This window comes from Rhodoblastus acidophilus (assembly GCF_025961575.1).
GTDB lineage: Bacteria > Pseudomonadota > Alphaproteobacteria > Rhizobiales > Beijerinckiaceae > Rhodoblastus > Rhodoblastus acidophilus_C.
The window spans coordinates 101536-116465 of record NZ_JAOQNX010000009.1 but is presented as its reverse complement, the minus strand read 5'-3'; the positions used below and the strand labels follow the sequence as shown (position 1 = coordinate 116465).

The window sequence follows — 14930 nt, the reverse complement described above, 5'->3', positions numbered from 1 at the left end:
GAGAAGGTGGCCCCGAAGGGGCCGGATGAGGGGGCGCCGCGATGCGACGGCGCCATCATCGAACTGACAAACCCCTCATCCGTCTCGCGCTTTCAGCGCGATCCCCCTTCTCCCGCAAGGGGAGAAGGGGGCGCCCGTCACCCCGCCACGACCCGCGCGAGCGCCACCGCGCGGCGCAGGTTTTCCGCCTCCAGCGGCCCGCCAATGTCCTGCGTCGCCTTCAGCATGTCGGCGAACAAAGGCGCCCGCGCCACGTCGGGATGCCCGCCCGCCACCAGCGTCTCCAGCGCCTCGCGCTCCGCGCCGCCCGCCATTTCCGTGGCGATGGCGAAGGCCAGCACCGGCGCCAGCTTGTCGTCGGCGCCGCGCGCCGGACGCAGGAACAGATAAAAATTCCGCAGCCGTTTTTTCGCCCGCGGCGTGTCGCCGACCAGCGGCGCCAGCGAGACCAGCATCCGCTCCTCCAGCGCCGACAGCGACGCGTCGAGCGGCGCATAGCTCGGCGAATCGAAGGCGCCGGCGTTGAGCCGCAGCGGCAATTGCAGCAGCCGCGCCTGGCTCGAGGCGTCGCACAGCGCCGGATCGAGCGCGAAGATCGAGACAAGGCCGGGCCGCGCCAAGAGATGCGCCAGACGCTCGAGCAGCGCGCCGCCCGCCAAAACCTTTTCAAAGCCGTCGACGATCACCACGGCGCGCCCGCCCTTCTTCGCCAGCCCGGCCGACAATGCGCTCAACAAGGCCAGCGCCTGCTCGCGCTTCTGGCCGGCGGCGTCGCGCTCCAGGAAGGCGGGCGCGAGGGCGCCGGCGCTTTCGGCGCGCCGCTCGGCCTCGGCGGCCTGCTGTTTGGCGGCGGCGGTCTGGGCCGCCAGCCGCTCGACCACCCGCGCCTGGCTGGCGACCGCCTCGTCGGCCTCGGGGGCCCGGGCCGCCACGTCTTCGTCGAGTTTTTTCGCCGCGCGCAACAGCGGCGCGGAAAAGGCGTAAGCGCGCCACAGATTCAGGCCGATGCAGAACAGAGCGAGCCAGGTTGCCAAGGTCGCGGCGGCGTCGAGCGGTCCGAGCCTGTCGCGCAGGTATTCGGCGGTCTGCGCGCCGGCCTCGTGGGTGCGCGACAGCCAGCCGAGCCAATCGGCCTTGTGCAGCGACGCCCAGTCCAGTCCTTGCGCCAGCAGGTACAAGAGCACGGCATAGACCAGCAGCGAGGTCTGGCCCTTATAGGCGTAAAGCGAGCGCAAACAGGCGAAAATGCGCGCGCGCGTCCCGTCGAGCGCCGCGAGATCGCGGGTGAAATCCTTGAAGGCCAGCAGCGGATCGCCGCTGAGGCCGAAGGCCTGCATGCGCGCCTCGAACCCGCCGCGCATCCGCCGCGCGAATGTGTCGACCTGCGTGCCCGGCAGGTCATAAAGCACTGTCTCGGGCAAAGCGGCGCGGCGCTCCTGATGATCGGCGAGCGCTTGGCGCTCGGCGATCAGCTTTTTGCGCAAATCATCCAGTCTGTCCTGCGTGTGTGACGTTGCGGAAGCCTCCTCCGCCTCGCGCGCGGCCACGGCGACCAGCGCGGATTGCGTCGGCGCCAGCGCGCGATACAGACCGGCGGCCAGCGCGCGCTCCGGGTCGGCGGCGAGATCGGCGGCTTCGAACCGGGCGACCACCAGGCCGCCCTGCTTTTGCGCGCGCGCCTCGACCCAGCCGAGGGCGCTGGTCTTGCCGCCGCCCGCCGGCGCCAGCAGTCCCAGCGCGAAGGGGGTGGGCGCGGCCCCGGCGACCTCGACGAATCGGGCGAGACGCACGGCGCAGGTCGCCGGCGGCGCATAGGCCTCCGGCGCGAGCGGCGAATCGCTGGCGAGGCTGGCGGGCGCCGGCGACGGACCTGGCGGCGTTTTGGGCGCGGCGCCTGGCGCGGCTTTGGGCGGAAACCGCGTGATGGACGGCTCGGAGGTAAAATCTCTGTCGAATTCAGGCATGCGGGCTCCGGCTGGCGAGCGGCTCGATTTTCCTTAACGCAAAGCGCGGCGAGAATTAAGGCGCCGATGCCGGGGAAACGCGTTCATCCCCATATTCCCCTTTGCGTCCAGCCGGCCCCGCCGCTACAAGATCGACCCAGCAAACACCGGAAAAACCGGCGACAGGGAACCAATATGGCGCGGCAATTCATTTATCACATGCAGGGGCTGTCCAAGGCTTGGCCGGGCGGCAAGAAGGTCTTGGACAATGTCCATCTCTCCTTCTACCCCGACGCCAAGATCGGCGTGCTCGGCGTCAACGGCGCGGGTAAATCCACCCTGCTGAAGATCATGGCCGGCATGGACAAGGATTATAATGGCGAGGCCTGGGTGGCGGAGGGCGCGCGCGTCGGCTACCTGCCGCAGGAGCCCAAGCTCGACGACAGCCTCGACGTGCGCGGCAACGTCATGCTCGGCGTCAAGGAAAAGAAGGACATTCTGGATCGCTACAACGATCTCGCCATGAATTATTCGGACGAGACGGCGGACGAAATGACCCGTCTCCAGGACGAGATCGAAGCCAAAAACCTGTGGGACCTCGACAGCCAGGTCGACCAGGCCATGGACGCCCTGGGCTGCCCGCCCGACGATTGGGAAGTGTCGAAACTGTCGGGCGGCGAGCGCCGCCGCGTGGCCTTGTGCAAGCTGCTGCTGGAGCAGCCGGAATTGCTGCTGCTCGACGAACCGACCAACCATCTGGACGCCGAGACGGTGAACTGGCTGGAAGGCCATTTGCGCGAATATCCCGGCGCGATCCTGATCGTCACCCATGACCGTTACTTCCTTGACAATGTCACCAGCTGGATTCTCGAGCTGGATCGCGGCCGCGGCATTCCCTACGAGGGCAATTACTCGTCCTGGCTGGTGCAGAAGCAGAAGCGTCTGGCCCAGGAAGGCCGCGAAGACGAGGCGCGCCAGCGCGCCATCGAGGCGGAAAGCTCGTGGATTTCCTCCAGCCCCAAGGCGCGCCAGGCCAAGTCCAAGGCGCGTATCCAGCGCTATGAGGAGCTGGTCGCCAAGCAGAACGACAAGGCGCCGGGCACGGCCGAAATCATCATTCCCGTCGCCGAGCGTCTTGGCCAGAATGTCATCGAGTTCAAGAATTTGAACAAGGCGTTCGCCGATAAGCTGCTCATCGACGATCTCTCCTTCAAACTGCCGCCGGGCGGCATTGTCGGCGTGATCGGCCCGAACGGCGCGGGTAAAACCACTTTGTTCCGCATGATCACCGGCCAGGAAAAGCCCGATGGCGGCGCGATCGAGATCGGCGAGAGCGTGCAGCTCGGCTATGTCGACCAGTCGCGCGACGCGCTGGACGACAAGAAGACCGTCTGGGAAGAGATTTCCGGCGGCAATGACGTGATCTATCTCGGCAAGCGCGAGATCAATTCGCGCGGCTATTGCTCGACCTTCAATTTCAAGGGCGCCGACCAGCAGAAGAAGGTGGGCATGCTCTCGGGCGGCGAGCGCAACCGCGTGCATCTGGCGAAAATGCTGAAGAAGGGCGCCAACGTCCTGCTGCTCGACGAACCGACCAACGACCTCGACGTCGACACGCTGCGCGCGCTGGAAGAGGCCTTGGAAGAGTACGCGGGCTGCGCGGTGATCATCTCGCATGATCGCTTCTTCCTCGACCGCATCGCCACGCACATGCTGGCCTTCGAAGGCGACAGCCATGTGGAGTGGTTCGAAGGCAATTTCGCCGATTACGAGGAAGACAAGAAGCGCCGCCTGGGCGTGGACAGCGTCATCCCGCACCGGCTAAAGTACAAGAAATTCAGCCGCTGATTGTTTTCGAGGCCGGGCGATTTGCCCGGCCTTTTCTTTGCTCTCTCCGCCGTCATTGCGAGCGGAGCGAAGCAATCCACGACTCGGCGCCTCGCAGGCTGGATCGCCTCGGCCGCGACGATTGCGCGGCGAGACTTGAACGCAACCCTTTCTCCCGTCATATTGATGCAGATCAATGAATTTCGACGAGCGCCCCTTGCCGCAACACATCGTCCAGTCTGAGAAATTCGCGGGGAGCGGGACAACGTTTCCGTGCTCGGCGCCGGTCATGCGCGACCGTTCGCCGGAGGAGCCGCCCGTCGTCATTCTCATTCACGGCATCCGCTCCAACACCCTTTGGCGCCCTGAGATCGAAGCGACCTTGCGCAGTGAGGGCCTGGTCGCCCATCTCGCCAATTACGGCTATGTCGACCTGTTCCGGTTCCTGGCGCCGGTCGGGCGCTTTCGCCGCCGCGCCATCGAACAGGCCAAGGCGCAAATCCGCGAGATCGTCGGCGAGAGCGCCGTCCCGGTCTCGGTGATCGCCCACAGCTTTGGCGCCTATGTGTTCGCCCATGTCTTGCGCGAATGCGCGGACCTCACCTTCGACCGGATCATTTTCTGCGGCGGCGTGACGCCGTCGAGTTTTTGCTGGGACGATCACAAAACCCGTTTCAACGGGCCGCTGATCAACGACATCGGCGCGCGCGACATCTGGCCCGCGGTGGCGGAGGCCGTCACCTTCGGCTATGGCTCCGCGGGCGCGAACGGTTTTCGCAAACCCTGGGTCCGCGACCGGCGCCATGCCGGCCTGTCGCATTGCGATTTCCTCAACGCCGAATTCTGTCGAACCTTTTGGCTGCCCTGGCTACGCGCCGGCCATTATGTCGAGGGCGCGGCGAGCGAGCCCGCGCCGGCCCGGAGCTGGCTCGATCTGTTCAGCGTTTTCAATATCCGCACGGTGCTGTTCGGACTGGCGCTGTGGTACGGCGCGCCCCACGCCCGCGCCTACTGGGCTTTTTGAGCGCGACGCCATTCCGCCTTGAGACGTCATGCCCGCGCTTGTCGCGGGCATCCACGAGGTCCCGCTCGCCGGAGCGGCGGCATTGGCGAGATCATTCCGGCTTCAATAAGCGCACGTCGGGAAAATACTTGCGATAACGCGCGCCGCCGCCTGCGCCATGGCTTCCATGGATTTTTCCGCCCAGACGGCGTCGTTCTGAAAAATGTCGATGAGGATATTGGTGTCGACGAGAATCATTCCTCGCCACGCAGCAATTGCATGATTTCATCGCTTGTCATGCCGGTCAGCGGCCCGCCGCGAAAAGGCTGTCGGCGCGCGACCTCCTGCAACTGGCGACGGAACGCATCGACATCAGCCGGCGCCTGTTGTTCCCGCTCGATCAGAATGCCGCCGCCGGGCGCGGCGCGCACTTCCACGCGGTCTCCAGGCTTGATGCCGGCGGCGTCGCGGACCGCTTTCGGCAGCGTGACCTGACCCTTGACCGTGACCGTCGTCGCCATGGGTATTACCTCCATTCCAAGAAGGTAATACTTTCCCGCGGCGGCTTCAACGCGCTTACTCTGTACCGTCCATCAGCCGCGCCGCCGCCGCTCGCGCCTCATCGGTGATTTTCGCCCCCGACAGCATGCGCGCGATTTCCTCCAGCCGGTGACGGTCCTCCAGCGGCGCCACGCTGGTCGCCGCCCGCGCGCCCTTGTCGGCGAGGTGTTTGGAAATCCGCAGGTGTTTTTCCGCCCGCGCCGCCACCTGCGGCGCGTGGGTCACGGTCAAAACCTGCACCCGCTGCGCCAGTCGCGCCAGCCTTTGGCCGATGGCGTCGGCCACCGCGCCGCCCGCGCCCGAATCGATCTCGTCGAACACCAGGGTCGGCGCCGAGCCCCGATCCGCCAAAACCACCTTTAACGCCAGCATGAACCGCGACAGCTCGCCGCCCGACGCCACTTTCATCATCGGGCCGGGGCGGGCGCCGGGATTTGTTTGCACCCAGAACTCGAGTTTTTCGGCCCCATCGGCACTGGCGCTGGCCTCGTCCAAGGTGATCTCGGTCGAAAATTTCGCGTCCGCCAGTTTTAATGGCGGCAGTTCGGCGTTGACCGCCTTGTCCAGCTCGGACGCCGCCTTCTTGCGCGCCTTGCTCAGCGCCGCGCAGCTTTTGCGGAATGCGGCTTCCGTCGCCTCGCGCTCCGCCTCCAATTGTTTCAGACGGGTTTCCCCGGCGTCGAGTGCGGCGAGATCGTCGGCGATCTTTTGCGCCAGGACCGAAAGGCTTTCGACGGGCGCGCCATATTTACGGGCGGCGGCGCGCAGCGCAAACAGCCGCTCCTCCACCCGCTCCAGCTCGCGCGGATCGAATCGCGCGTCGCGCAGCGCCTGATCCAAAACCTGCTGCGCATGGTCGAGGGCGTTGAGCGCGGCGTCGAGCGCCTGAAGGCAGGGATCGATCAGCGCCGGCGCCTGGGGCTGGCGGCGGTCGAGCCGGCGCAGCACGCCCGAAAGCTGGGCGAGCGGCGAACCGTCGCCCGACACCGTGTCCTGGGCGTCGCGCAACTCGCCAAAAACTTTTTCGGCCTGCTGCATGGCGATGCGCTCGCCGGCGAGTTTTTCCTCTTCGCCCGGCTCCGGGCGCAGTTTTGACAGTTCGTCGAAGGAATGGCGGAGGTAATCGGCTTCCTTGCGCGCCAGCTCGATCTTTTCCCGCTCATCCTGCAGCAGCCGTTCGGCGTGGCGCCATTGCACATGGGCCGAGCGCGTCGATTCGGCCAAGGGCTCGAGCCCGCCAAACGCATCGACCAGCCTGCGGTGCAAAGCGGGATCGGCCAGCGCCCGGTCGTCGTGCTGGCCGTGGATCTCCACCAGCTCACGTCCAATCGCGCGCAAAACCTGCACGGAAACCGGCTGGTCGTTGACATAGGCGCGGCTGCGGCCATCGGCGAGTTGCAGGCGGCGCAGGATCAGGTCGCCGTCGACCAAAATCTCCTGTTCCGCGGCGATCTGGCGGGCGGGGTGGTCGATGGCCAGATCGAACACGGCGGTGATCTGCCCTTGCGGCTGTCCGGCGCGCACCAGGGCGCCGTCGCCGCGTCCGCCGAGCGCCAGCGAAAAGGCGTCGAGCAGGATGCTTTTGCCTGCGCCGGTTTCGCCGGTGAGCACGGTCATGCCGGCGGCGAACTCCAGCTCCAGCCGGTCAATCAGGACGATGTCGCGGATCGCGAGCTGGACGAGCATGTTGGTGTTCCGCAGCGTTGAACGTGTTTCTCGCAAAAACGCCGCGCGAATTCAAGAAACGATCAGCTGCTGCGGAAAAGCTTGGAGATCCAGGAGTCCTGGCTCTCCTTCGGCGACAGGCCCTGGCCCTTCAGCCGGTCGAACGCATCCTGGTAGAACGGCGAGTTCGGATAATTCGCGCCGAGCACGGCGGCGGCGGTCTGCGCCTCATGGGTGACGCCGATGGCCAGATAGCATTCGGTCAGACGCTCCAGCGCCTCCTCGGCCTCACGCGTGGTCTGATACTTGAACAGGACCTCGCGGAAACGGTTGATCGCGGCCGCGTAATTTTCCTTTTTCATGTAGAATCGGCCGACGTTCAGCTCATAGGCGGCGAGCTGGTCGCGCGCCACCTGCAGCTTGTAGCGGGCGTCCGCGGCATATTCGGATTTCGGATATTTCTCCACCACGGCCTGGAAATATTTCATCGCCCGGACCATGTTGCCCTGGTCGCGATGGATGTCGGGCATGTTTTCGAACAGAACCTGGCCCGCGAGATAGGTGACATAGGCGGCTTCGGGCGAGGTGGGATAGAGCGTGAGATAGCGGTCGGCGGCGGTGGTGGTGTCGGTGGCCTTGCCGTCGCGATAATTGGCGTAGACCTCCATCAGCAGCGCCTTGCGCGCATGCTGGGTGAACGGATGCTTCTTCTGCAATTCGCCGAATTTTTTCGCCGCCCCTTCGTAATCGCCCTTGTCCAGCTTGGTCAGGCCCTCGTTGTAGAAATGGTCGGCGGGAACCTGCGGATCGACTTTTTGCTCGTATTTGGAGGGACCGAACGGATTGAGGTCGTCCAGCGAAAAGGCGAGGGCGGGCGCGCCCGACAGGGCCAGCGCGGCAAGCGCCACAAGAAGTTTCGGGCCGTATTCGCTGTTGCGGTTCATCATGAGGCTCTGGACAGGTTTGGCGGTCTTGGCGCTTGTAACGGATGTCGCGCCGTGAGGCTATAGCGGCGCGCTGCCACAAAAGCCGGGCTTTTACGGCGAATTTAAGTCGCGCCGCGCGTCCTCGTCTTCAGGAATGAGGACGGCATGCAAAAGGCGCCGGCCTTGCGGCGGCGCCTTTGCTGTGGAGCGAAAAAGCTTCAGTTGCGTTCCGGCAGGAAGGCGGGGGCGCGCAGGTCGGCGCGGGCGCCTTCGCGATTCTGAGGAACCGGGGCCTCGACGAAACGCCAGGCGCTTTTGTCGGCGAACAGGGCGTCGAGCACGGCGACATTCATCTTGTGGCCGCCGCAATAGGACTGGTAGGCGCCGATCAGCGGCGCGCCGGCCAGCGCCAGATCGCCGACCGCGTCGAGCATCTTGTGCCGGACGAATTCGTCGGCATAGCGCAGACCCTCGGGGTTGAGGATGCGGTCGCCGTCGATGCCGACGGAATTTTCCAGGGAGGCGCCGAGGGCAAAACCCATTTTGGTGAGTTTTTCCACGTCGGAGAGGAAACCGAAGGTGCGGGCGCGGGCGAGTTCGCGGCGGAAGGCCTGCGGCTCCAGGTCGAGAATTTTGCGCTGGCGGCCGATCACCGGATTGTCGAAATCGATTTCGACATCGAGCCGAAAACCTTCGTCGGCGGGGCGCAGTTCGGAATAGCCGCGGCCGTGCTCGATTCGGACCTTTTTGAGAATCTTGATGAAGCGGCGGGGCGCTTCCAGGGTGGTGAGGCCGACGCTGTCGATGGCTTCGACGAAAGCGGCGGCGGAGCCGTCCATGATCGGGGTTTCCGGGCCGTCGACTTCGATCAGGCAATTGTCGACATTCAATCCGCGCAGCGCGGCGACCAGATGTTCGATGGTGGCGACGAGATTTTTGCCCTCTTCGCCGATCACCGTGCACAGGTCGGTCATGGTGACCTTGGTGTGGCGGGCTTCGATCCGGCGGCTGGCGCCATTGGCGAGGCCGGTGCGCTGGAACACGAGGCCGACATTGGCTTCGGCGGGGTTGAGGACGAGGCGGACGGGCTTGCCCGAGTGAACCCCGATGCCTCCGGAGACGACGACGCGGTTCCGAAGCGTGGTCTGTTGGGTCGACTTCATTCGCATCCCGATCTTTTTTTCGCCCCGCCAGATTCGCGGGAGCGTTCCGCTTTTGACCGGCTATCGCCACATTTTTGGGGGACACTGATCCCGAAGGTGGCGCGCCGGACTTTTTCTCATCGGCCCCAGCCTGCGCGAGCCCTTGCGGCCCGGTCGCTCTGGAGCGGCGGCGGCGCAATGCGCTGCGCCACGTCTAGAAGGTAACCGCGCCCCCCTGTCAAACCAAATCAAACTTTCTTACGGCCCTGTTACAAATTTAACCGTCTTTTCGCCACGACCCGGAATCAGCATATTGACAGTGATTCGGCGGCCACACACAGTTGTTAAGAGAGTGTTAACACTTTTGCGCCCCATTCTATCGAATCAATTGTGGCCGGGAGAGGCCGCAGGGGCCGGCGCGGCGTTCTGATCTTGGTCAAACCTATGACCGAACGTCCGCGCGGAAACGTCCGCGGAAAAAGCTCGGTTTGCCGGCGGTTCCGGGGAGAACGCGCCGCCGCCCGACCCCCGCGACGTTAGCGCCCGGGGAGTCCTTGGTCTTCCGAATTGATTTGCCTCGGCGCCTCGTTATCTTGAACCGCGCGGCGTGACGAACACACCTCGTCAGGCGGGAGGCGGGGTTGGTGAAGGAACCGGGTCAATCGACGAAGCGGGGGGCGCAGGCCGGAGGCAGGCGCCGGGCCAAGGCGGCGGAGCCGCCATTGGCGGTGATCGCCATTGGCGCGAGCGCCGGCGGCCTCGACGCTTTGGAAAAATTCTTCGACTTCGTCCCCAACGACACCGGGGCGGCCTACGTCGTCATCCAGCATCTCGACCCGAATTTCCGCTCCATGATGGACGAGCTGCTGTCCCGGCATTCGGCGTTGCCGATTCGCAAGGCCGAGACGGGCATGCCGATCGAGCCGAACGTCATCTATCTCAATCCCGCGCGCCAGGAGATGCGGCTGGAGAGCGGGAGGTTCCGGCTGTTTCCCTCCGAAAAGGTCGGCGGCCTCAACCTGCCGATCAATTCCTTCTTCGCCTCGGCCGCGACCGAATTCGGCGCGCGCGCCATCGGCGTGATTCTTTCGGGCACGGGGTCGGACGGCACCAAGGGCTGCGAAGCCATCAGGAAGGCGGGCGGCGGCGTGTTCGTGCAGGAGCCGTCCAGCGCCAAATTCGATTCGATGCCCTCCTCGGTGCTGGCGAAAAACCTCGCCGACGGGGTCGCCGCGCCGGAAAAACTCCCCGGCCTGATCGTTGAGCGCCTCGCCGGAGAGGCCCCGCAGCAGCCCCGCCACGAGCTCCTGCTGGAGGCGGACCCGTTCGCCACCATTTTCTCGATCATCAAGTCGCGCTACGACATCGACTTCAGCGTCTACAAACATCCGACCATGGAGCGCCGCATCCGCCGGCGCATGGGGCTGGTCGGCTGCCTGAGCCTGGTCGATTACGCCGATTTCCTGGCGATCAACCGCGGGGAGGTCGCCAATCTCTTCAACGACCTGCTGGTCGACGTCACCGCCTTCTTCCGCGACGCCGAGGCGTTCGACGCGCTGATCGAACAGGTGGTCAAGCCGCTGGTGGAGCGAATCGCCGACGAGCGCGAGATTCGCGTCTGGGTGGCCGGCTGTTCCTCGGGCGAGGAGGCCTATTCGATCGCCATCTGTTTCGCCGAGGCCGCGGAAGCGCTCGGCAAGCGGCTCAACTTAAAAATTCTCGCCACCGACATCCATGCGCAGACGCTGGCCGTGGCTTCGGCGGGGCTCTATCCGGCTTCGGCGGTCGCGGGGCTGCCGGCTGAGCATGTCGAACGCTATTTCGAGCGCGAAGGCGACCAGGTGCGCATCCGAAAGAGCATCCGTCGCCTGATCGTCTTCAGCCAGCACAATATTCTCAAGGACCCGCCGTTCGCGCGCATCGATCTGCTCACCTGCCGCAATGTGCTGATCTATTTCGACGAGGACGCCCAGAAATTCGCGCTCAACCTGTTCCACTTCTGCCTGGTTCCGGGCGGCGTGGCTTTCCTCGGCCCGAGTGAATCGCTCGGCGATGTCGCCGGCGAGTTCAAGACGGTGAACCAGAAATGGCGCATCTTCACCAAGACGCGCGACATCAGGCTGTTGCCGACCGGCGTGCTGACGCCGCGCGGCCTGCACACCAGCCACGCCGGAGCGCCGCGCGCCGCCGACGCGACGCGCGGGCTCGCGCCGTCGCGGGACGTGTCGCGCGCCACTTTCGCCGCGCTGAAGGAATTGCTCGCCCGCTTCGCCCCGCCCGGATTCTTGTTGTCGCGCGATGGAACGCTGCTGCACATCTTTGGCGACGCCTCCAAATATATCGACCTGAAGCCGGGCGTTTTCACGCAAAAGATCGCCGACATGCTGCCGCGCGAACTGGCGCTGGTGGTCGCCAACGGGCTTGGCGCGCAGGCGCGGATGCCGTTCCCGAAATTCCGCCGCAGCATCAGGCGGGAGACCGAGGCCGGCGAGCGCGTCGAACTGGTGTCGATCGAGCCCGTGTCCGAAACCGAGGGGGTGAGCGATTTCCTGCTGCTGACCATCGAGACCCGCGAGGAGAAGCCCAAGGCGGCCGAGCCGGAAGCGCCGGCGGTGGAATCGGCGTCCACCGCCGACGAGGTTTTGGAGTTGCGCCGCCGCAACCAGGGCCTGCTCGACGAGCTGCAATCCACCGAAGAAAACCTGCAATCGGCCATCGAGGAGCTCGCCACCAGCAATGAGGAGCTGCAATCCACCAACGAGGAGCTGATGGCCTCGAACGAGGAATTGCAGTCGACCAACGAGGAGCTGCATTCCGTCAACGAGGAGCTCTATTCCGTCACCTCGGAGCACCAGCGCAAGATCGACGAGCTGATCCAGGTGACGCTCGACATGGAGCACCTGCTCAAGGCGACCGAGATCGGCACCATCTTCCTCGACGACAAGAAGCATGTGCGCCGCTATACGCCGGCCGCCGCGCAGGCCTTCAACCTAATTCCCCATGACGTGGGGCGGCCGATCTCGCACATCACCGTGCGCTTCGACAATGCCGATTTTCACGCGCTGCTCGACCGCGTCTCCGAGACGCGCGAAATGTGCGAAAAAGAGGTCAGCGTCGGCGGGCGCGGCTATTTGTTGCGCATCCTGCCCTATCGGGTGGACGGCGAGGACATGCAGGGCTCGGTGGTGACGCTGGTCGATATCGACAAGCTCAAGCGCGCCCAGGCGCAGGTGCGCGAACTCGACCGGCGCCAGCGCACCATTCTCGCCTCGATGCAGGATTCGCTGGTGAGCTGGGACGCGCGCACCAACCGCATCACCTTCTGCAATCAGGTGTTCGCCGCCGTCTACGACACCTCGCCCTCCGCTCTGGTCGATCGCGACGTGTTCGACGTGCTGGAGACGCTGGCGCCGGAAACTCTGCCGCACGTGCGCGCCGCCATCGAGGCGCTCAAGACCGAGCGAAAGTACGAAACCCTGATCCATCGCCAGCGCGCCGACGGCGGCGAGATCTGGCGCACGGTGATTTTTGCCCCCGTCCAGGACGACGAGGGGGCGACCATCGCCTATGTCGCCTGCGGGCGCGACGTCTCGGAGCAGGTCCGCCATGTCGCGGCGCTCAAAGAACTTTCGGCGATCGAGGGCGACCTCAATCTGCCGGTGCAGGAGGCGATCCGGCCCGCCCTGGAGATCGGCCTGCGCATTCTCGGCCTCGACCGCGCGCTCGCCACCGAGGTCGCGGGCGACCATCATCGCGTCATCGGCGTGGTCGGCGGGCCGGACGACGGGCTCGCGCCGGGCACGCCGGTCTGGCTGCCCCATGATCTGTGCAACCGCGCCTGCGGCACGCCGGCGGCGGGGACCTGCCGGTTCTGTGCGCCGGAGGGGACCAGCTGGCCGCAGATCGCGCCGGGCGCCGAGGCCCACGCCACTTGTCCCGAGGATGGCGACCTCTGCGAGATCGTGCTCGACGGCGCCCATATCAGCCTGCGCGACGGACGCGCCGAGCTGGTCGAAACGGAGCAGGGCTCGGCCACCTATATCGGCATACGCCCGCAAACCAACGGCAAGGTCTATGCCGCCGTCAGCTTCTTTTCCGACGCCGGGCCGAAATTCGGGCCGCTCACCAACATCCAGCGCGGCTTCGTCAAGCAGATCGCCCAATGGATCGGGCTCAAGATCGAGGCGCACAACGCCCATCAGGCGCTGCTGCGCAACGAGAGCAAGCTGCGCCTGCTGTTCAACAGCGTGCCGCAGTCGATCTGGCTGATCGACGCCGACCGCCGCGTGCTGCGCGCCAATCGGGCGGCCGCGTCCACCGTGGGCCTCTCGCCGGACGATGTCGTCGGCATGGACATTGACAGCGTGCTGGCGCCGCTCGACGCCGACTGGCGCGCCCATAATGAGGAGGCGCTGACGACGGGCCGCGCCAGCACCAATGTGCTGACGCAAGCCACCGACGCCGACGGGGCGGTGCGCTGGACCTCGACGGATCGCATTCCCTATCGCGACGCCGCCGGCGACGAGAACGCCATGCTGCTGATCGTCACCAGCGACATCACCCAGCTCAAGGCGCGCGAGATCGCGCTGTCGGCGGCCAATGCGGCGCTGGACGCCAGCCAGGTCCGGTTCGAGCGGCTCTACCGCCACACGCCGGTGATGATGTGCTCCTTCCTCGCCGACCGCAGCATTGTCGTCGCCAGCGACGCCTTGCTCGACAAGACCGGACGGGCGCGCGACGCCGTCATCGGCCACGACATCTGCGACCTGCTCGACGCGGACTCGCGCGAAACCCTGGTCGGCGAACTGCTGCCGTCGCTCAGCGAGGCCGGCTATTGCCAGGGTGTTCCCTTGCGTCTGGTCGCCAGCGACCAGACGGTGATCGAGGTCGAGTTCTCCGCTTTCGCCGAGACCGAGACCGAGCCGGAACTGTCCTATCTCTGCGTGCTCGTCGATGTCACCGCCCGCAACCGCGCGCAGGAGGAGCTGCAGCGCGCCAACATGCGTCTCGCCAGCGCCAATGAGGGGCTGGAGAAATTCGCCCATGTGGCCTCGCACGACCTCCAGGAGCCGCTGCGCAAGATCAGCGTGTTCGGCAAGATTCTGGTCGACGAGCATGGCGCTTTGCTCAACGCCGAAGGGCGCCATTGCCTGGAGGTGATGACCGACGCGGCGGTGCGGATGCGCGACCTCGTGCACAACATCCTGGCCTTCTCCTACGCCAACAACGCCCAGGCCGAGACCGAGGACATTTCGCTCGATTCGGTGGTCGGCGAGGTGGTGAGCGAACTCGACGCCTCGATCCGGTCCAATGCCGCCATCGTCGTCAGCGCCGGCCTGCCGGTGATCCGCGGCGACCTCACCGGCGTCCAGCAGCTGGTCCGCAATCTCGTCTCCAATGCGATCAAATACCGTCGCGCGGAAGAAGATCCGCGCGTGGCGATCACCGCGCTGATCGAGACGCATGGCGATTGCGTGCTGCGCGTGCGCGACAATGGCCGCGGCATCGAGGCGTCGCAGCAGGCGCTGATCTTCCAGCCCTTCACCCGGCTGATGCCGCGCAGCAAGATCGCCGGCTCGGGCCTCGGCCTCGCCATCTGCAAGTCGGTGTGCGACCGGCGCGGCTGGACGCTTTCGGTCGAGAGCGAGCCCGGCGTCGGCTCGACTTTCGCCGTGGTCATCCCGGCGCAGGATGTGGTGGGTCCGGCGGACTAGCTCCGCCCGGCGGGGGATGCAACCTTCGTCGGATCAGTGCAACGCTTGCGTGTATTAACTTTTGATTTAGAATTGATAAAACTGGTTGGTGGCCATCTGATTCGTGAGTCGGTTGCGTGCGTGGGGCGGCGGCGTTTCGCCGGTTGAGG

The 14930-nt window shown here is 65.5% G+C and carries 9 protein-coding genes; 3 read left to right on the top strand and 6 right to left on the bottom strand.

Going from position 1 to position 14930, the window contains the following annotated elements:
- Positions 1–137 precede the first annotated feature (137 nt).
- A complete protein-coding gene (locus M2320_RS08455; RefSeq protein ID WP_264596894.1) occupies positions 138–1964 on the bottom strand; it encodes a hypothetical protein in 1827 nt (608 codons plus the stop codon).
- 174 nt (positions 1965–2138) lie between these two features.
- On the opposite strand from M2320_RS08455, the gene ettA reads away from it, so the two are divergent.
- A complete protein-coding gene (gene ettA, locus M2320_RS08450; RefSeq protein WP_264596893.1) occupies positions 2139–3791 on the top strand; it encodes an energy-dependent translational throttle protein EttA in 1653 nt (550 codons plus the stop codon).
- A 268-nt stretch (positions 3792–4059) separates the two neighbouring features.
- Positions 4060–4794 (top strand): hypothetical protein, encoded by a 735-nt coding sequence (locus tag M2320_RS08445; protein WP_264596892.1) that lies wholly within the window; start codon positions 4060–4062, stop codon positions 4792–4794.
- A 102-nt stretch (positions 4795–4896) separates the two neighbouring features.
- Here the strand turns inward: M2320_RS08445 and M2320_RS08440 are convergent, their stop codons facing one another.
- From M2320_RS08440 to lpxC, 5 genes are all read right to left on the bottom strand, one after another.
- The gene (locus M2320_RS08440) at positions 4897–5031 is read right to left on the bottom strand and encodes a hypothetical protein (protein ID WP_264596891.1); all 135 of its coding nucleotides are present in this window, start codon (positions 5029–5031) and stop codon (positions 4897–4899) included.
- Entirely contained in the window at positions 5028–5294 is a 267-nt protein-coding gene (locus M2320_RS08435) for an AbrB/MazE/SpoVT family DNA-binding domain-containing protein (RefSeq protein ID WP_264596890.1), read from the bottom strand. The genes M2320_RS08440 and M2320_RS08435 overlap by 4 nt, the downstream gene beginning before the upstream one ends.
- Positions 5295–5349: 55 nt before the next feature.
- Positions 5350–7020: a DNA repair protein RecN gene (gene recN / locus M2320_RS08430; protein WP_264596889.1), complete on the bottom strand. Its 1671-nt coding sequence runs from the start codon at positions 7018–7020 to the stop codon at positions 5350–5352.
- 62 nt (positions 7021–7082) lie between these two features.
- A complete protein-coding gene (locus M2320_RS08425; RefSeq protein ID WP_184430175.1) occupies positions 7083–7943 on the bottom strand; it encodes an outer membrane protein assembly factor BamD in 861 nt (286 codons plus the stop codon).
- Positions 7944–8143: 200 nt separating this feature from the next.
- Entirely contained in the window at positions 8144–9088 is a 945-nt protein-coding gene (lpxC, locus tag M2320_RS08420) for a UDP-3-O-acyl-N-acetylglucosamine deacetylase (RefSeq protein WP_184430174.1), read from the bottom strand.
- 623 nt (positions 9089–9711) lie between these two features.
- On the opposite strand from lpxC, the gene M2320_RS08415 reads away from it, so the two are divergent.
- Positions 9712–14781: a CheR family methyltransferase gene (locus M2320_RS08415; protein WP_264596932.1), complete on the top strand. Its 5070-nt coding sequence runs from the start codon at positions 9712–9714 to the stop codon at positions 14779–14781.
- Positions 14782–14930 lie beyond the last annotated feature (149 nt).